Origin of the sequence: Dehalogenimonas formicexedens (assembly GCF_001953175.1) — a bacterium.
GTDB classification, from domain to species: domain Bacteria; phylum Chloroflexota; class Dehalococcoidia; order Dehalococcoidales; family Dehalococcoidaceae; genus Dehalogenimonas; species Dehalogenimonas formicexedens.
On record NZ_CP018258.1, the window covers coordinates 491,337 to 508,596 of the forward strand.

Annotated in this window: 21 protein-coding genes, 1 pseudogene and 1 riboswitch; of the genes and pseudogenes, 10 read left to right on the forward strand and 12 right to left on the reverse strand. The window is 55.7% G+C overall.

The features are described 5' to 3' along the window. Positions 1-52: 52 nt before the first annotated feature. The 7 genes from Dform_RS02640 to Dform_RS02675 form a co-directional block, all read right to left on the reverse strand. Complete coding sequence (locus tag Dform_RS02640; protein WP_145925519.1) at positions 53-1,327, reverse strand: ABC transporter permease; 1,275 nt, start codon at positions 1,325-1,327, stop codon at positions 53-55. Next, the gene (locus Dform_RS02645) at positions 1,317-2,006 is read right to left on the reverse strand and encodes an ABC transporter ATP-binding protein (RefSeq protein ID WP_076003639.1); all 690 of its coding nucleotides are present in this window, start codon (positions 2,004-2,006) and stop codon (positions 1,317-1,319) included. Before Dform_RS02645 ends, Dform_RS02640 begins: the two co-directional genes overlap by 11 nt. A gap of 14 nt (positions 2,007-2,020) precedes the next feature. Next, positions 2,021-3,460 carry a pyruvate kinase gene (gene pyk / locus Dform_RS02650; protein WP_076003640.1) on the reverse strand — a complete coding sequence of 480 codons (1,440 nt, stop codon included), beginning with the start codon at positions 3,458-3,460 and terminating at the stop codon, positions 2,021-2,023. A gap of 42 nt (positions 3,461-3,502) precedes the next feature. Further along, on the reverse strand, positions 3,503-6,061 hold the full coding sequence (mutS, locus tag Dform_RS02655; protein ID WP_076003641.1) for a DNA mismatch repair protein MutS: 2,559 nt from the start codon (positions 6,059-6,061) through the stop codon (positions 3,503-3,505). A 272-nt stretch (positions 6,062-6,333) separates the two neighbouring features. Further along, positions 6,334-6,999, reverse strand: coding sequence for a thiamine phosphate synthase (thiE, locus tag Dform_RS02665; RefSeq protein WP_076003643.1), 666 nt, complete (start codon positions 6,997-6,999; stop codon positions 6,334-6,336). Positions 7,000-7,014: 15 nt separating this feature from the next. Continuing rightward, positions 7,015-8,076, reverse strand: a complete 1,062-nt coding sequence (locus Dform_RS02670) for an AIR synthase family protein (RefSeq protein ID WP_083635472.1) — start codon at positions 8,074-8,076, stop codon at positions 7,015-7,017. Positions 8,077-8,121: 45 nt separating this feature from the next. Further along, positions 8,122-8,229: riboswitch (TPP riboswitch) on the reverse strand. A gap of 44 nt (positions 8,230-8,273) precedes the next feature. Then, positions 8,274-9,407, reverse strand: a complete 1,134-nt coding sequence (locus Dform_RS02675; protein WP_076003644.1) for a baeRF3 domain-containing protein — start codon at positions 9,405-9,407, stop codon at positions 8,274-8,276. A 329-nt stretch (positions 9,408-9,736) separates the two neighbouring features. Here Dform_RS02675 and Dform_RS02680 point away from each other — a divergent pair, with 329 nt between their 5' ends. From Dform_RS02680 to Dform_RS02695, 4 genes are all read left to right on the forward strand, one after another. After that, complete coding sequence (locus Dform_RS02680) at positions 9,737-9,973, forward strand: YtxH domain-containing protein (RefSeq protein WP_076003645.1); 237 nt, start codon at positions 9,737-9,739, stop codon at positions 9,971-9,973. Positions 9,974-10,005: 32 nt separating this feature from the next. Further along, entirely contained in the window at positions 10,006-10,260 is a 255-nt protein-coding gene (locus Dform_RS02685; protein ID WP_076003646.1) for a YtxH domain-containing protein, read from the forward strand. Positions 10,261-10,304: 44 nt separating this feature from the next. Beyond that, positions 10,305-10,538, forward strand: a complete 234-nt coding sequence (locus Dform_RS02690; RefSeq protein ID WP_076003647.1) for a YtxH domain-containing protein — start codon at positions 10,305-10,307, stop codon at positions 10,536-10,538. A 119-nt stretch (positions 10,539-10,657) separates the two neighbouring features. Then, a complete protein-coding gene (locus Dform_RS02695; RefSeq protein ID WP_225973718.1) occupies positions 10,658-10,999 on the forward strand; it encodes a nitrous oxide-stimulated promoter family protein in 342 nt (113 codons plus the stop codon). On the opposite strand, the gene Dform_RS02700 is transcribed toward Dform_RS02695, so the two are convergent. The 4 genes and pseudogenes from Dform_RS02700 to Dform_RS02710 all read right to left on the reverse strand — a co-directional run bounded on the left by Dform_RS02700 (position 10,983) and on the right by Dform_RS02710 (position 12,494). Next, positions 10,983-11,564, reverse strand: a complete 582-nt coding sequence (locus Dform_RS02700) for a GNAT family N-acetyltransferase (RefSeq protein ID WP_076003648.1) — start codon at positions 11,562-11,564, stop codon at positions 10,983-10,985. The genes Dform_RS02695 and Dform_RS02700 overlap by 17 nt on opposite strands. A gap of 23 nt (positions 11,565-11,587) precedes the next feature. Next, a complete protein-coding gene (locus Dform_RS11525; RefSeq protein WP_335583016.1) occupies positions 11,588-11,962 on the reverse strand; it encodes a PDZ domain-containing protein in 375 nt (124 codons plus the stop codon). After that, positions 11,936-12,064, reverse strand: a pseudogene (locus tag Dform_RS11725) (glutaredoxin family protein); the annotation flags it as partial. The pseudogene Dform_RS11725 and the gene Dform_RS11525, both read right to left, overlap by 27 nt. A 223-nt stretch (positions 12,065-12,287) precedes the next feature. Continuing rightward, positions 12,288-12,494 carry a hypothetical protein gene (locus tag Dform_RS02710; RefSeq protein WP_076003650.1) on the reverse strand — a complete coding sequence of 69 codons (207 nt, stop codon included), beginning with the start codon at positions 12,492-12,494 and terminating at the stop codon, positions 12,288-12,290. Between the two features lie 282 nt (positions 12,495-12,776). On the opposite strand from Dform_RS02710, the gene Dform_RS02715 reads away from it, so the two are divergent. Together Dform_RS02715 and Dform_RS02720 are read left to right on the forward strand one after the other, a co-directional pair. Further along, positions 12,777-13,460 (forward strand): response regulator transcription factor, encoded by a 684-nt coding sequence (locus tag Dform_RS02715; RefSeq protein ID WP_076005039.1) that lies wholly within the window; start codon positions 12,777-12,779, stop codon positions 13,458-13,460. Beyond that, positions 13,457-14,881 carry a HAMP domain-containing sensor histidine kinase gene (locus tag Dform_RS02720; protein WP_076003651.1) on the forward strand — a complete coding sequence of 475 codons (1,425 nt, stop codon included), beginning with the start codon at positions 13,457-13,459 and terminating at the stop codon, positions 14,879-14,881. The genes Dform_RS02715 and Dform_RS02720 overlap by 4 nt, the downstream gene beginning before the upstream one ends. Here the strand turns inward: Dform_RS02720 and Dform_RS02725 are convergent. Beyond that, a complete protein-coding gene (locus Dform_RS02725) occupies positions 14,850-15,179 on the reverse strand; it encodes a cupin domain-containing protein (RefSeq protein ID WP_076003652.1) in 330 nt (109 codons plus the stop codon). The genes Dform_RS02720 and Dform_RS02725 overlap by 32 nt on opposite strands. A gap of 129 nt (positions 15,180-15,308) precedes the next feature. Here Dform_RS02725 and Dform_RS02730 point away from each other — a divergent pair, with 129 nt between their 5' ends. The 4 genes from Dform_RS02730 (at position 15,309) to Dform_RS02745 (ending at position 17,259) form a co-directional block, all read left to right on the forward strand. Continuing rightward, positions 15,309-16,274 (forward strand): TerC family protein, encoded by a 966-nt coding sequence (locus Dform_RS02730; RefSeq protein WP_076003653.1) that lies wholly within the window; start codon positions 15,309-15,311, stop codon positions 16,272-16,274. 4 nt (positions 16,275-16,278) lie between these two features. Beyond that, on the forward strand, positions 16,279-16,596 hold the full coding sequence (locus Dform_RS02735) for a TfoX/Sxy family protein (protein WP_076003654.1): 318 nt from the start codon (positions 16,279-16,281) through the stop codon (positions 16,594-16,596). Positions 16,597-16,663: 67 nt separating this feature from the next. Then, positions 16,664-16,882, forward strand: coding sequence for a hypothetical protein (locus Dform_RS02740; RefSeq protein WP_076003655.1), 219 nt, complete (start codon positions 16,664-16,666; stop codon positions 16,880-16,882). 2 nt (positions 16,883-16,884) lie between these two features. Beyond that, positions 16,885-17,259, forward strand: coding sequence for a metallopeptidase family protein (locus Dform_RS02745; RefSeq protein WP_076003656.1), 375 nt, complete (start codon positions 16,885-16,887; stop codon positions 17,257-17,259). Position 17,260: the final 1 nt, after the last annotated feature.

Genomic DNA, 17,260 nt, shown 5'->3' on the forward strand with positions numbered 1-17,260 from the left:
AACGCCGATAGCTGCTAGGCAATCATTTTTTTGATGATTTTACAGGGAAATATCATTCGTACCGCAGGGCTTCGACAGGGTCGAGCCGGGCGGCGCGACTGGCGGGATACAGGCCGGCCAGCAAGGAAATTGCGGTGGTGAGGGCGATGACTCCCGGCACGAGCCAAAAGCTGAAAACCGATAGTTTGAACCCGGGAAAGTTCGATAAAAAGGTTTGGGCGCCGATGACGTTCAAAAGTTGTCCCAGAACCAGGGCCAAAATAACCCCGATGCCACCGCCGAGGAAACCCAGGGCGGCTCCTTCGGTGGTAAACAGGGCGCGGATATTGGAGCGGGTGGCGCCGACGGCTTTCATCACGCCGATCTCCCGGGTGCGTTCATGGATCGCCATGAGCAGTGTATTGATGATACCGATGGCGGCGACGACCAGGGCGATAATCCCGAACGCCGACAGCCCGACCTGAATGACGCTGAACACCCGGTTGATTTCGGCCAGGATGTCATCGGCGGTCAGGGCATTGAAGCCCAGCGACTTCACCGCCGCGGCTATCGTGCCTACCCGGGAGGCGTTCTCAGCCTTGACCTGGACGGTGAATCCGGGCTGCTGCTCCGAGTAGCGCAGGGGGTTGTCCTGGTAGTACCGCGCCATTTCAATGGCATCGGTTTGGGTTATCAGCAGTTGCGCCGATGAAACCTTTTTGTCGATGACGCCCTGGATGGTGAAGGTGAAATCCCGGGTGTCGGTGTTGTAGGCCAGTTGTTTGCCGACGGACACGATGACCTTTCTGCCGATGACCGATTGATCCACACTCCATCCAAAAGCCGTGAGGTAGTCATAGGAGATGAGGCATTTCCCGGTATCGCCGTCCGATATCGTCGAACCGAGAAACAGCGGCCGGATGGCGGCTTCATAGGCCGGGGCGCCGCTGACGTCGACGGTATACATCCTGGCGCTGTCTTCAGGCTGAACGTAACGGGCCTGGACGCTCACCAGGTAATCGACCCGTTCGACGCCGGGGATCGACTTTATTTTGGAGATGTCCTCCGCGGTGAAAGGCTGAACCACCGTATTGACACTGGTGATCTCCTGAGGCCCGCCGTTACCCCGGAAAACATTAATGTCCCGGCCGGAGGAAACGATGACTGCGTCCTCGGGGAAGGTTTGGCCGAACTGGCCGACGATAAAGCCCTTAAGGCCGTCGCCGAGGGAGGCCATCAGGGCAATAAGAGTGGCGCCGATAACCACCGCGGCAATGGTCAGCACTGTCCGGAGCTTTCGCCGCCAGAGGTTGGAAAACGCCATCGACAAGATTTCACTAAACCGCACGGGTGTCTCCGATAATCAAGCCGTCCCGGAGGGTGACGATCCTCCGGGCGCGTTTTGCCAATTCGCCGTCGTGGGTGGCTACAATCAGGGTGATGCCCTGTTCCCGGTTCAAATTTCCCAGGAGTTCCATGATACGGACGCCGTTGACCGAATCAAGGTTGCCGGTCGGCTCGTCGGCGACAATGATGCTGGGGTTGGTAACCAACGCCCTGGCGATGGAAACCCGCTGGCGCTCCCCGCCGGAAAGCTGGTTCGGGCGGTGGTCCGCCCGGTGGCTCATGCCCACGGCGTCCAGGGCTTTCCGGGCACGGGACAATCTTTCATTCTTCTCGGTTCCGGCGAACAGGAGAGGGATAGCCACGTTCTCCAGGGCGGTGTATGTCGGATGGAGATGAAAGGCCTGGAAGACGAAACCGATGTTTCGATTACGGTAGGCGGCAAGTTCTTTATCGGTGGCCCGGCTCAGATCATGCCCGTCCACGGTGATGCTGCCCGCCGACGGCGTGTCCAGGCCGCCTATCAGGTGGAGGAGGGTGCTTTTGCCTGAACCCGACGGCCCGACGAAAGCGGCGAATTCACCCTTCGGAATGTCGATGCTGACACCCGCCAGGGCATGAACGAATTCATCCCCGAGGTGGTAGTCTTTTTTCAGGTCTCGAACCTCAATAAAAGCAGTCATACTATAAGAAACGTCTAATCGATCTCCTGGACCTTGAGCAGGTTGGTGGTCCCGGCTTTGCCGAGCGGAATGCCGCCGGTGACGATGATGTTTTGCCCGGTTTCAGCCAGGTTGATCTTCTTGCAGATATCGACCGCGGTCGAAAACAGATCGTCAACCGTTTCCGGGGTGGAAATCTGCTGTGCCTGAACCCCCCAGTTGAGGATAAGCCGCCGGCAAGTATCGATGTTGGGGGATATGGCCAGGATCGGGGTGCTGGGGCGGTACTTGGAAACACGGCCGGCGGTAGAGCCTGAAGAGGTGAAGGCGACGATGGCGGCGGATTCCAGCCGTCTGGCGGTCAGGCAGGCATTGTATGAGATGAGTTCCTCGGTCTGGTTCGAAAGCCAGGAATCCCGTTCAGCGATCCATTGGTCATAAGGTAAGTCTTTTTCAGTCTCGACGGCTACCGCCGCCATCATCGATACCGCCTGGACCGGGTATTTGCCGATGGAGGTCTCCGCCGAAAGCATGACCGCGTCGGTGCCGTCGAAGATGGCGTTGGAGACATCGCTGACCTCCGCCCGGGTGGGGCGGGGCGAATTGATCATCGATTCCAGCATCTGAGTTGCTGTTATCACCGGTTTGCCGGCGCGGTTGGATTTGTGAATGATCTCTTTTTGGACGAGCGGAAGCCGCTCGAGCGGGATGTCGACCCCCAGGTCGCCTCGGGCGACCATGACGGCATCGGATTCAGCCAGGATGGCATCGAAGACTTTGACGGCGGTGCCCCGCTCGATCTTGGCAACGAGCGGGAGGTCGGCGTTTTTCTTTTTGATAAGATCGCGTACCTGAATCAAGTCTTCGGCTCTGCTGACGAACGACAAGGCGATGAAATCCGGTTTTTGGCTGACGGCAAATTCGATATAAGCCTGAAGCTGGCCGGTCATAAAGGGCATGCTCGATGTCTTGCCGGGCACGGCGATGCCGCGGCCCGCGGTCAGCGGTCCGCCAACGAGTACGGTGCAACCGACATCGGTGTCCTTGACCGTATCGCACTTCAATTGGAGAGAACCATCGTCAACAAGGATGATGTCGCCGGGTTTCACGTCATCGGGGAAGGTCGGCAGGTTCACGGAGACCAAGGAGCTATTTCCAACAACTTGTTTGGTGGTCAGGGTGATCGGTTCGCCTTTCCTTAATTGCACGACCGGGTTGGAGAGAGGGCCGGAACGGTATTTTGGTCCCGGGATGTCGATCAGGATGGCGACCGGTATGCCCGCTCTGTCACTCTCGGAACGCACTCTGGCGATATACTCGGCGTGGTCATCGAGCGTACCATGGGACAGATTCAACCGGGCTATGTTCATGCCAGCCTTGATCAGGTCGGCGATGACCTCCGGCGTGCCCGTGGCGGGGCCGATGGTAGCGACGATTTTTGTTCTTCTGAAGGGAGCCTTTTTTCTGTTTGACATATCAGGTTATTATCACACGAGAGGCGACGACGCTCAAAGGGATCAACTCTGATCCGCCAGGCGCTTGATTTCATAGAGCCGGTCGAGGGCTTCCCGAGGAGTCAGGGTGTCAGGATCAAGTTTTTTGATCTCATCGACGACTTTCGGGGGGCGGCCAAGAAAAGAGAGCTGGGGCGTTTCTTCGATCCTGGTAACCTTTCCGGGCGGCGAGGTTATTCCAGCCGTTTCCAGTTCGAGCAGGATCCGGTTAGCCCTGTTGATGATCGACTTCGGAAGGCCGGCAAGCTTAGCCACGTGAATCCCGTAGCTCCGATCGACGCCGCCGGTTTGAATCCGGTGAAGAAAAACGACATTGCCTCTATCTTCGGCGACAGCCACATTGAAATTGCGGACGCGCGGCAATTTTTCAGCCAATTCAACAAGTTCATGATAATGGGTGGCGAACAATGTCCTGGCGCCGATACGGTCATGGATGTACTCGACCACGGCACGCGCGATCGCCAGTCCGTCATAGGTCGAGGTGCCGCGCCCGATCTCGTCGAGGATCAAAAGGCTCCGGCTCGTTGCGCTCGACAGGATCGCTGCCGTTTCAACCATTTCGACCATGAAGGTGGACTGCCCTGAGGCCAGGTCCTCCCGGGCGCCGATACGGGTGAAGATCCGGTCGCAAATACCGATCTCAGCCCTGGCGGCCGGTACGAACGAGCCAACCTGAGCCATGAGCACGATGATCGCGGTTTGCTTCAGGTAGGTCGACTTGCCCGCCATGTTAGGCCCGGTGAGAATGATCAGCTGGCTATCCGAACTGTCGAGCGCCAGATCATTGCTTATAAAATTGCCCGGACCGACGCATAATTCGACCACCGGATGACGGCCGGCGGCGATAACCAGAGGTCCGATGTCTTTGACCTCCGGTTTGACGTATGAATTGGCGGCCGCCGATGCGGCAAATGCCGCGAATACGTCCAGCCGCGCCACGGCATCGGCAAGGGCGAGGATGGCCTCAGCCGATTGCCCGATCTGGCCGAGAACCTGACGGTAAAGGCTGGTCTCAATTTCAGCGAGGCGCTCCTTGGAACTCAGGATCTGCGCCTCATATTCCTTCAGTTCCGGGGTGACGTACCGCTCGGCGTTGGCCAGCGTTTGTTTGCGGATGAAGCGATCAGGTACCTGTGCCAGGTTTGCCTGGGACACTTCGAGATAGTAGCCGAAAACCTGGTTGTAGCCGACTTTCAGGTTCTTGATGCCGGTGGCGGCTCTTTCCTCCGTCTCGAGCTTAGCGATATAACTTTTGGTGTTGGTCGTCAGGCCTTTGATCCGGTCAAGATCGGCGGAAAAACCCTCCCGGATGACGCCTCCCTCGCCGGGGGCTGAGGCCGGTTCGGGTTCGATCGATTTCTCGATCAGGGCGATGATCTCGGGGTTTTCCCTCAGTTCGCATTTCAAACCTTCGAGCGCATGCCCATGGAGCGCCCGAGCCAATTCAGGGACGGCTTCCAGGCTGCGTTTCAAGGCTATCAATTCCCTGGGCAAGGCGGCAAAGTTGCGAATCCGGTTAGCCAGCCGCTCTATGTCGGCAACCGGCTTCAACCACCGGGAGATTTCTTCCCGGGCGGCGTTATTGCTCAGAATCGCTTCGACGATCTGGTGCCGCTGGACGATTTGTTTCGAGTCCAGCAGGGGCTGGCCGAGCCAGCGGCGGAGTAACCTGGCGCCCATCGGCGTTCTGGTGGCGTCAAGCACCCCGAGCAGCGATCCTGCAACGGCGCCGGTGGTGGCATTCTTGAAGATCTCCAGGTTGTTCACGGTATTTTCGTCGAGCGCCATATAGTCGGCTACAGAGTAAGCCGAAAGATGGCTCAATCCGGAAGAGGCATCCTTGTTGGTGTCTTTCAAATAAGCAACGACGGCTCCGGCGGCTGAAATTGCCGGCGGCCAGCGCCCAATACCATAACCTTCAAGCGTGGCGACGCCAAAATGATCTTTGAGCAAATCTGCGGCGGCACCGACTTCAAACTTGTAAGCATCTAGTTCGGAGACCGGCGCAGGATATGAAGATGTGAAACCCGATCCCCTGGGAACGATGATCTCGGCGGGGGCGAGCCGTTCGATTTCGCTTTGAATCCGGTCCGCGGGCATCTGGGTGGCGGCGAATTGCCCGGTTGAAATATCGACGTAAGCCAGTCCGAATTGGCCATCACCCGGAAATACGGCCGCAAGGTAGTTATTGGTTTTGAGGTCGAGGAGTCCGGGTTCGACGACCGTGCCGGGAGTGACCAGCCGTACCACCTCTCGCTCCATTAGTCCCTTGGTGTCGCCGGGACGGGTGGTCTGCTCACAGATGGCGACTTTATGGCCGCGGTTGATGAGGCGGGCGAGGTAGTTGTCGACGGCGTGGTAGGGGATGCCGGCCATGGGCACCTTCATGCCTTTGCCCATCTCCCGCGCGGTGAGGACTATCTCCAGTTCACGGGCGGTGACTTCGGCATCGGTGTCGAAAGTCTCGTAGAAGTCGCCGAGGCGAAAAAAAACGATGACATCAGGATAACGCTGCTTGATGCGCAGGTACTGGGAGCGGAGGGGGGTAAGGTTTTCAGCCACGACGGTAATTGTACCCGATGCCTTGCGGCGGTGTCATCAGGCTTGGGGGGCTGCATCCCGATTTGAAATTGCGTTTTTTGATAAATCAAAGGAAACAAATCGCTTTTTACGTTGAGATTTGGAAAATCTGCGAGGCAGCCTATTGCAACGATTCGCGCAGAAGGGAATTTCTCCATGCAACATTTGGCATTGAGATTCTTCGCCCCGATTCATCGAGGGCTCAGAAAGACAAAACTACGAAAGTATTATAGCACGCGCGTACTGCTGAGTTGTCAAGCGTTTCGTGTCGTTTTTGAAGGAATATATTTATGACAGGAAGTTCTAATTTCCAGTACGCGCTGAGCAATCCGGGGCGCGCCGACAAGGTCTGAGATCACGGCAAAACATTTGCATCCAAGGTCTGCCAACGATCCTATATTCTCCCTGGTGATGCCGCCGATGGCAACAACAGGAAGTCCGATGCGTTTAAGGGCATATTCGACAAGCTCAATACCGCCAGGATCGGCGGCATTGAGCTTGGTGGATGTCGGAAAGACCGGTCCGACGCCCAGATAATCGACCTCGGGGATTATCAACGCTTTATCGATTTCTTGGGGTGTAGTGACTGACAGACCGATAATCATGTCTTGGCCGATGACCCGGCGGGCGGCTTCGGGGGGGAGATCGTCCTGACCGAGGTGAAGCCCATCGGCATCGCAGGCTACGGCCAGTCCGGCATCGTCGTTCACGATGAAGCAAGCCCTGTATTCCCGGCACAGCTGTCTTAGGGCAAGGCACTCCTGGTATTTGCGCCGCATCGGGAAATCCTTCTCCCGGTACTGGATGATCTTGATCCCGGCCTCTAGTAACTGCCGGGCGGTCTCAACGTTGCCCCGGCCTTGCGAGCAGGCATCCGAGAGAACAGCATAAATATCGGTTTGGGGCAGGGTTGGTCTCATCGAATGTTTTCCCGCCTATTCTCCTTGCATGGCTTTTGAAAAAGCCTTCCAGAAGGGATCGACGACGGGATGTAACAGGGCGGACTCCCGTCCCTGATCGACGAGAACCATGCCTTTTTCCGGGGCGGTCAATTCCCCGACGATCGACGACGGGATATTTTTGGCGCTTAAAGCCTGAATAACATCGCAAGCCCTGTGAGGGCGGCAGGTGACGATCAGAGTGCCTTCGGATATGGCGGCGTACGGGTCGTCGATACCGAACAGGCGGCAAATTTCAGGCACGCCGTCGGCGACGACGATGTCATCTTTGATGATCCGCACGCCCAGCCCGGCTGCCTGGGCGACCTCGAACAGTCCGCCCCAGATGCCGCACTCGGTGGCATCGTGCATAGAACTGACACCGTTATCTCTAACACCAATCGAAACGGCAGCCAGCGCATCATCGACCACCGACATCTGATAGAAAAGACCTCCGGCGCGGCTCGCAAAGTCATCACCGAATTTTTTTGTGATCAGACCGGGAAACACCGCGGCGAAGATGCCGCAGGCTTCGATGGCGGGACCCTTGGTGATGATGATCTTGTCGCCTTCCCTGGCGAAACGCGGCGACACATACTCATCCAACCCGCCAATCCCGATCATGGTCGCGCCGCCAACCATTGGATAACTGCAGCCCTCATACCGGGCGGTATGCCCGGTGATCACGTTTATACCCATGTTCTCGCACTCGCGATGCATGACCGACCACATAGCGGACAACTGCTCTTTGGTCATGTCCATGGGCAGATTAAGGTCGATCGAGAGAAATTTCGGTTTGAGACCGGAAGTGACCGAATCAGAGGCGATGATGTGGATGGCGAACCAGGCGGCCCGTTCAAAACCGTATTGGGGAACGATGAACACCGGATCCGTGGTGAAAGACACTGCCTGGCCGCCTATTTCGGCGATGCCGACATCGACGCCATGCTGCGGACCGACCAGGACCTTATCACTTTTGGCGCCAAGGCGGGGGAAGATGATCTCCCTGAAGATTTCCGGGGAAATCTTACCGATTTCAGGCATTTCCATATCGGGCATTTTTGAAAACTCCTCGCTTAAAAAAATTCCGGAAGGCAATGCGCTTCCGGAATCTGTCTACTTCCCTACGCTCGCATTACCGAGACCAGGTTCCAAGGGTCGTCCCGATCAAGATCAGGGACTCTCAGCCTTTCGGCTCCCCCAGTAAAAATTATATTAAGTTGTTGGGGCAATAATACCACAAACAGGAGAAAAATCTAATAGCGGAGTACTGCGGCAATGCCGGTGTCGCCGGGAACTTCTTCCGGTTTGAGAGAATAGACATTTCCGCCGGTAGCCAATGTTCGCTTTACCAGGAACTCTACCAGGTCATAAGCGCCGTCACCGGGAACCTGCGTCAGATTGACACAGTGTCCGGCTTCGTCGAAGGTCCCCCAGCGTTCCAGGCCCTCAGCGATAAACAACGAATAGACACGCCCATCGACAGCCGCCGGTACAACCTGGACCAGGTCATTGATCGAAGGCCCCTGACCGGTGGCTTCGACGTACTGGGCAAGCCTCCTGGATTGTTCCTGCATAAAATAGGGGCGGACGACCTTCCAGGCGCTCTTTTGAAGGGTATCAGGATTCACCTTATCCGGATTACCCTCTATTCCCTCGGCGAGGATGTTTCCGTAACTGGAAACAGCACGAAACATCGAACGAAGACTTTCGACTCCAGCGACCACCATGGGCGCTTTTTCACCGGCTAAAACTGTTTCGAGACTGCGGCTGACCTGCTGTAAAAATCTCAAATGGCGTTCCTGCTCTATATCCTTTGGGGTCCCCTGTCCGTGAAACATGGTCGGACCGCCCCCCAGGGTGTGCTGCTGTAGTTGTTTTTCAGGTTCGTCTAACCGCATTGCTTCTTCAAGGCTGCGAGGCATCCCGACCGGTATGATTTCCCGACAGTTAGCCGCGAGGCACCTGAAAAAGACCACCCGGTTCGAACTCAGCGCCAGCAGGTAATAGACACCGTCGTTAATTACCAGTGGCAAAAGGGGTTTGATGAAATACTCGCCGGACGCCACCACGGTCTCGGCGACCTCGAAGGGCAGGTTGAAATGGGAAAACGAATCCCGGGAAATGAAAAGGGCGAGTCCTTCTTCCTGGTGCTGCCAGAATAACGCATCGCGGAGCAACTCCCTGGCGGGCGAAAGCAGGTTACGGGATTCAGCGGTTTTCAATCCCAATTGAGTCAATTTTGTTTCGGCGTCGTCCAATAAGTGACGCAGGAGCAGCGGATCACCTTCCATATCGGCAACCCGATGGGTCGGCATGTAAATGGAGACCACCGGGCCTTCCGGTTTCTGAAGCAGGGTCAACAGATCAGCTTTTCTTAACAGATCCATAGGGAACGTTCCTCCTTCTTCCTTATCAACAATTTGATCCAAAATCATCGTGTCGCGGAGTCAAACAGAACGTCGCTAACGACCCGACGGCATATATTATCGTTTGTCAGGCTCCCATCTGCTATACGTAATCATACTTATTATCCGTCCGCCGGGTACTTATTCAACGACGGTTCCCCAAATTCAACAATTTCCGTGAGTTAGGTACTCCGGTATGAAAAATTGAGTAGTTTTACGGATTTCAACATCATTTATGGAGCTTTATTATGGTGATAACAAAATGACGCCAACGGAGCGGCCCGGGGGATAAGTGACAGGGGAGGTCCGGAATGGAAGAAAACACTAACAGGGGTCTAATGGCAGGGTTACTGGCGGGCGCGGCGATCGGGATCAGCCTGGGGTTATTATACGCGCCCAGGAGCGGGGTTGAAACAAGAGAAATGCTCCGCAAGCGGGCGGATGACATGAAAGTCCGGGCCGAATCCCTGAGCCATTCTATCAGGGACAAGGTGGCAGGGGTGGCACATCCCATAGGGGGAGACGGCCACGGCGAAGCACAAACCTGAAAAAGCCGCCAATAATAGAGGGAGATTGAGATATGGAGACAAAAACGGTTAAGGGAATCGCTGCCGGCGTGCTTGCCGGGGCAGCGATCGGTGCCGGCGCGGCATTATTGCTGGCGCCCCAGTCCGGCCGCGAAACGAGGAAGGATGTCCGGAAGCGGGTAGAAGATCTGAAAGCCCAGGCTGATAGCTTTGTTGCCGACATCAAAGAGCGCGATGAAGCTTTTTGTAAGGCGGTCAAAGAAGGCGCAGACGACTACCGCCGGGATATGATGGCGAAATACGGGTAACCTGCAGAGTCCTGATCCGTTATAAGGAATAAAAGGAGGAGTAAATGGAAAAAGGTTTGGCCAAGGGTTTAGCGATCGGGATCATCGCCGGGGCGGCGATCGGAGCCGGGGTGGGGATGCTCTATGCTCCACAATCAGGAAAAAAGACCCGCAAAGAAATAATTGACCGGGCTGAGGACTTTTCCGACGCCGTAAAAGAGCGGGCTGAAAAATTCAGCGACCTGGTGGGCAACAAGACTGATAAATATCGCAAGAAAATCATGGAATCCATCTCCTAGACCGGTTTATTCCCCGCGAAATGACATCGAAGCCGGACCGGGTTGACATAACTCGGTCCGGCTTCTTTTGTTCCTACCCGAACCGGATTTGCGGTAAGATGTCTGGAGCGAGGTGATCGTTGAAAGCCGATTTCAAGGGACGTCCCCGTTTACGGAACGAAGCCGGGACGGTGCGCACGATGATCAGTATGTACTGCCGTGAAAACCATGGGCCCGGGGGCTTGTGCGACGGGTGCCGTGAATTGACCGAGTACGCCATGGAAAGGCTTGACAGATGCCCTTTTGGCGAAGGCAAAACGGTGTGCTCAGTATGCGAGGTGCACTGTTACAAGCCGGAGATGCGCCGGAGGATCCGGGACGCGATGCGGTTCGCCGGACCGAGGATGATTTCAAGGCACCCGCTATTAGCCATTAACCACTTACTGCATAAGCGCCGCAAAAAGCCTATTTCCCGAAGTTAGACGTCGATGGCTTAGGCGTATTGGAAAACGGCCAATTCTCGACATCCAGGGCGTAAAAAACGCTTTCATCATCGCTCCCGGTATCCTCGATAGGCGCTTCGCGACTTCCGGTCTGGACCATACCCAGCCTGGCGGCTAATTTGCGGGAGCGTGAATTTCCCGGGTGGACATCAATGGTGATCCGGGTCTTGCCGAGGTCACGGAAAAGATAAGTTATAACCGCCGAGACTGCCTCAAAAACGTATCCCTTGCCTTGAAACGCCGGATCAAGCGTGTAGCCCAGCGCAACCTGGCTGCTGGCTTCGCCGAAATGGATACCAATATCGCCAATAAGGGCGGGGTCGCCGTTGCGGAAAATGCCAAGCTGGTACCAGGTACCCGGTTGATCAGGTTTTTGGGCGGTTTTCGAGATGAAGGTTTCGGCATCGGCGACACTGGAAGGACGGAATGACTGCCAGGCGTAAACTTCCGGGAGAGACCGGTAGGAGAACAGGGCCATCGCATCGACCTGGCTCAATCTGGTGAGCCGGAGCCTTTCTGTCCGGATCACTACCTCAGTGGCCAAACGGCACCCTTAAACAGATCAAGTTATAACAATCCTTCGGCCTGGCGCGGCTGTCCTTCCCTGATGAAACTAATACGGATCCGGGCGCCCTTTTCCAGGCGGGACAAAGCCAGACCGAGGTCCGAGGCGTTGTTCACTGTCGTAGAGTCGATCCGGGTAATGACATCGCCCGGTTTGAGACCCGCCTGCGCTGCCGGCATCCCGGGCTTTACTGCGCCGACATATGCCCCTGAAAGAACCCCGGGTCCGTGAGCGGCGCTGTATTTGGCAGCATCGGCCACCGAGGCGCCGAATGATGGCGCCTGTGCGCTCTTTGCCTGAGACAGATAGTATTCGAGCTGCTGGGGATCGAAACCAACCACGAGATTGCCGTCGATGTCAGTTACCGGGACGGCCATTCTGCCGGTCCGCCGCGCCAATTCCTGGGCGGCTGCGGCATCACGGGAGACGTCAACCTCTTCAAATGGGACACCGCGCTGTGAAAGGAACCCTTTCACGGTGTGACAGTGCGGTCAGGTCTGGGTGGTGTAAACGGTCACTTTCATAGTTTGTTCACCTCGATTAAAGTATAACGCGAGATTCAGTACCTCTCAAAATTCCATCATTTAAGTTTATCCGGGAAATATCGAGCCGGGGCTATCGGAGACGCGCAATACTCGATGGAATCCCAGGCAAAGCAAAGCCCCCTGGTAGAGGGGGCTTGAAGCTTCGATTGAATTCGGGCTATTTGGACAGGACGCGGCGCCGGCGATCGATCTTGCCGGGTATGACGACCGGTTCTTTTTCGGCGATGGCCTCCGCCTGGCTCAGATGCCGGCCGGGATAGTTCACCCAACCGCACTGAAAACATTGCTCATAGGCGCCGTATTCGTCGCTGTCGCCGTAGAGATCGCCGACGTGACAGCGGGGACAACTCTTGATCTTATACACGGGATCCTCCTTGTTGAATCGATCCGAAACACCGCCATTGTATACTTCTTAAAAGCCGGTGTAAGTGACCAAGGTCACGCGCGCCGCAATGTGAATGGCCGTTGCTTATTATCAACAGATTGTATTCACATTCTCTCCATATTCGATTGGTATGATGGACACGCAAAAGGCGAGAGATCCCTTTTTCAACTACTTGAGCCATGATCCCGCTGGCCGCCCGCGGCGATTGTAGAGGTGGATCCCGGATTGCGCCTGCCAAAGGAACGGGGATATATTATGGATGTGACGAAAAAAATCCTGGTAGTAGATGACGAGCAAAAAATCGTCGAAATCGTTTGCGCTTACCTGGAGCGTGAGGGCTTCCGGGTTATTCCCGCTTACGACGGAGAGTCAGCAATCAAGGCTTTCCGCCAGGAAAAGCCGGATCTCATCGTACTTGACCTGATGCTGCCGAAGCTTTCAGGTAACGACGTATGCCGGATCATCAGGAAAGAATCGGAAGTACCGATCATCATGCTTACCGCCCGGGACGAGCTGACTGACAAGATCGTCGGACTGGAACTCGGCGCGGACGATTACCTGACCAAACCCTTCGAAGGACGGGAATTGGTGGCAAGGGTGAAGGCGATACTACGGCGTAGCGGGTTAAAACCCTCAGTCCCACTGGTCCGCTGCGGGGAGATCACGGTGGACGCAGAGCGCCGGCAGGTCACCATCAGGGACCGTGTGATCGAACTGACCACGACCGAGTTCGAGATGTTAAAACTGCTAGCCGCACACCCCGGAAAGGTTTTTTCCCGCGCCGAACTCCTTGACCGGCTGCAGGGGGATGCCTACGAAGGATATGAACGGACGATCGACAGCCATATAAAAAACCTGAGACGCAAGATTGAACCCGATGTGGACAAACCGTCTTATATTCATACGATTTACGGCGGCGGTTACAAATTGGAGCTGCCCGGGTGAAAAGCCTGGTATGGAAAATCGGCGGCGCTCTGGTCCTGGTTGCTCTGATCGCCGTTTCGATAATGGCGTACCTGACCAATGAGAATACCCACCGGGAATTCCACACCTATATCCAGGCTAATCCGGCCTTCGAGGACACCGTCGCTCGAATCTTAGGATTGGTATATATCCGCGGCGGCTGGTCGGGTCTGGCGGATGTCCTGCCGCAGATGCTGGCTTTTGAAGGCGACCGCCTGATCGTGGCCGATGTCAACAACGTAATTGTTGGTGATTCGGCGGGACTGGCTATCGGTCAGACGGTAACCCAAGCCGAGTTGACCGGCGGCCATGAAGTGGAAATCTCGCCGAGCTTTCCCAACCCGGGACAACCTGGCGGCAACGGCCAGCTGGTGGGACAGTTTTTCTACCTGGGACAGGCGGGCGGAGTGCTCGACGCGGAGCAGAATTTTCTAAGTCAAACTAACCGCTGGTTGTGGCTTTCCGGCGGTATCGGCGTGATAATCGCCGTGGCGCTGGCGGCGGCTCTGACCTACAATTTTATCCGGCCGCTCAGGGCGTTGAGCGCCGGCGCCAACGCAATCGCCGCGGGCAACCTGGGGTACAGGGTAAAAGTTAAATCCGGGGATGAAACGGGGGAACTGGCCGAATCGTTCAATATAATGGCCGGGTCGCTTGAAAAAAGCGAACAAGCCCGAAAAAGGTTGCTGGCCGATGTCGCTCATGAACTGCGGACTCCGCTGACCATCATCAACGGCACCATCGATGCCATGATCGACGGGGTGTTGCCCAGGGACGAGCGACAATTGAAGACGGTAAAAAGCGAAACAGTGGTGCTCACACGCCTGATCAGCGATCTCCGCGATCTTTCGCTGGCTGAAGCCGGTAAGCTCAAGCTGGAAAAATCGACGATAGATTGGGCTGACCTGATCCAGTGGAAACTGGATCAATTTCGCCCTATGGCTGAAGTTAAAGGGATTGAACTCAAGTTCGAAGGTAGGGATGGGCTCCCCGCGGTTTCGGCTGATTGGGTAAGGATGGAACAAGTTCTAGCCAATCTGCTTTCGAATGCCATACGGCACACGCTCGAGGGTGGTCAGGTCAAGGTCAGCCTTTCCGAAACCGTTCTTAACGGCAGACCCGCCGTTACAGCTTCAGTGGCCGATACCGGTGAGGGCATTGAGCCGGATAAGCTCGAGCACATCTTCGACCGGTTTTACCGCATCGAGGATTCGAGGGCGCGAACCGAGGGTAACGGCGCCGGATTAGGGCTGGCCATCGTGAAGCAAATGGTAGAGGCCCACGGCGGTGAGGTCAGAGCAGAGAGCAAACCCGGCTCTGGCTCGACCTTCTTCATCACCCTGCCAGCGATCGAAGTTACCGCTCTGGATGTCACGCCCGAATCATCACCAGGAGCATCTTGAACGGGGTCACCGCTCGAACGGAGTGTGGCTCGTTCGCCGGCATGATGATCATCTGACCTTCGATCACCCGGTTCTTCTGTCCCGAAATGCTTATCTCGGCTTCACCGTCGATGGCATAGACAAAGGCATCAAACGACGCCGAATGCTCCGATAGGCCATGCCCGGCATCAAAGGCGAAAACAGTGATAGTCCCGGCCGGTCTTTCTGCCACGGTCCGGCTGACGACCGCTCCGTCCTGATAGCCGATCAGTTTTGCCAACTCCAGGGACCGCCCGACCAACGATTCCTTTTCCGCCATAAATTCCTCCGTAGTCCTTTGATTTTCAGTTTATCATATTGAATCCCCGGGTTTTACATGGCACAGGGGCTCGGTTATACTCTGCCGGAAAACAAGGTATAGTTATCTATCCAGCCTGGAAGGAAACGCATGGTCGAGAGTGTTTTGCCCTGGGTCGTATTCAACATATTCCTGGTCGCCATGCTGCTGCTGGACCTGCTGGTCTTCCACCGCAAACCCCACGCCATAGGCATGAAAGAATCTCTTGTCTGGACCGGGGTGTGGGTCGGACTGGCGGTGATTTTCGGTTTGGGCGTGTGGCTGTTCGAGGGCTCGACACATGCCATAAACTTTTTCAGCGGCTATGTTGTCGAAGAGTCGTTATCGGTCGACAATCTGTTCGTTTTCCTGATGCTGTTCACCTATTTCTGCGTCCCCAGCGCCCACCAGCACCGCGTCCTTTTTTGGGGCATCCTGACCGCCATCGTCCTCAGGGCGGCTTTCATCCTGGGCGGCATAGCCCTGTTTCAAGCCCTCGAGTGGATCATCTACGTCTTCGGCGCTTTCCTGATCTTCACCGGTATCAGGATGGGGATGCAATCAGAGGAAAACCCCCACCCCGAAGGTAATCCGGTGCTCAAACTGGTAAGGCGGTTCCTGCCGATGACCGCCAACTACCACGGCAGCAAATTCTTCACCATTGAAAACGGGCGGCGCCTGGCGACGCCGTTGTTCATGGTTTTTATGGTAGTGAACCTTACGGATGTCATCTTTGCCGTGGATTCCATTCCTGCGGTGCTGGCGATCACCCAGGACCCGTTCATCGTCTACACATCGAATATGTTCGCCATCATGGGTCTCCGGTCCATCTATTTTGCCCTTTCCGGCTTTGCCAAGAAGTTGCATTATCTTCATTATGGGCTTTCGGCGATACTCGTCTTCCTGGGCGTCAAGATGATTCTTTCCAGCGTTTTCGAAGTGCCAACTGTCGCTTCTCTCCTGATTATCGCTGGGATCCTCGGGGCGGCGGTCATCGCCTCCCTCCGGCGGCCTGCCGAGATTGAAGTCAGCCCCACCCCGGGAACTTGCCCCACTGATGTAGAAAAGGAAGGGTAAGGCCATGCCCGCGATAAAGGCTTTCCTTGAGCATGTCCTGGAGAAACTAACCTCCTTGGGTCCGGTGACCGGCAGGAGCATGTTCGGCGGGTTCGGCGTGTTCCATGACGAAGAGATGTTCGGCTTGATTTCCAATGATGTGTTGTACCTGAAAGCCGACGATTCGAACCGGGAAGATTACCTCTCACGCGGCAGCAGCCAGTATAAGCCGATGCCTTATTTCAGGGTTCCGGACGACGTTTTCGAAAATTCCGAGGACTTGTCCAGGTGGGCGCAGAAATCTGTTGCTATCGCTCATGCGCCGCCCAAAAAGAAAAAATAATGGGCCGAAAAACATCGTATCCCGGTTCCCTTGTTGGTGTATAATCCGTCCCGAAGCGAGGAAAGTCATGTCTGATCTTGAAGACTACAAGATAATGTACAGAAAACAAGAGGCAGAATTCCTTGCGGAGCGAAAAAAGCTGATCGCTCAGAAACAGCTCATCGGTAAAGTTTTCACCACCGAGGCGATTCACAAACGCCAACATATAGAAAAACGCATTGCGGAACTTGAGCGCAAAATTATCGAGATCCGCACTATGCTGGGCGAGAACTACAAAAATAACTAGCCATGGACGCAAAGACCTTTTCCGGGTTGGTATCACGCGCCCTGGATAATCTGCCGGATGAGTTCCTGGATCTCCTGGAAAACATCGAGATCGCCGTGGAAGACTATCCATCGCTCCGGCAAAGACACGGCTCCAAGCGCAATGAACTGCTGGGTTTATACGAAGGCGTCCCGCTGACCGAACGGGATACCCATTACGGTCTGGTATTGCCGGATAAAATCACTATCTTCCAAAAGCCTATCGAAGCTATCTGCAAAACCGAAGAGGAAATAATCGACCAGGTCGAAAAAACCGTACGCCATGAGATAGCCCACCATTTCGGCATGACCGACGCTCAACTGGATGAAATCGAGCAACGCTGGTCGAAGAGATACTGAG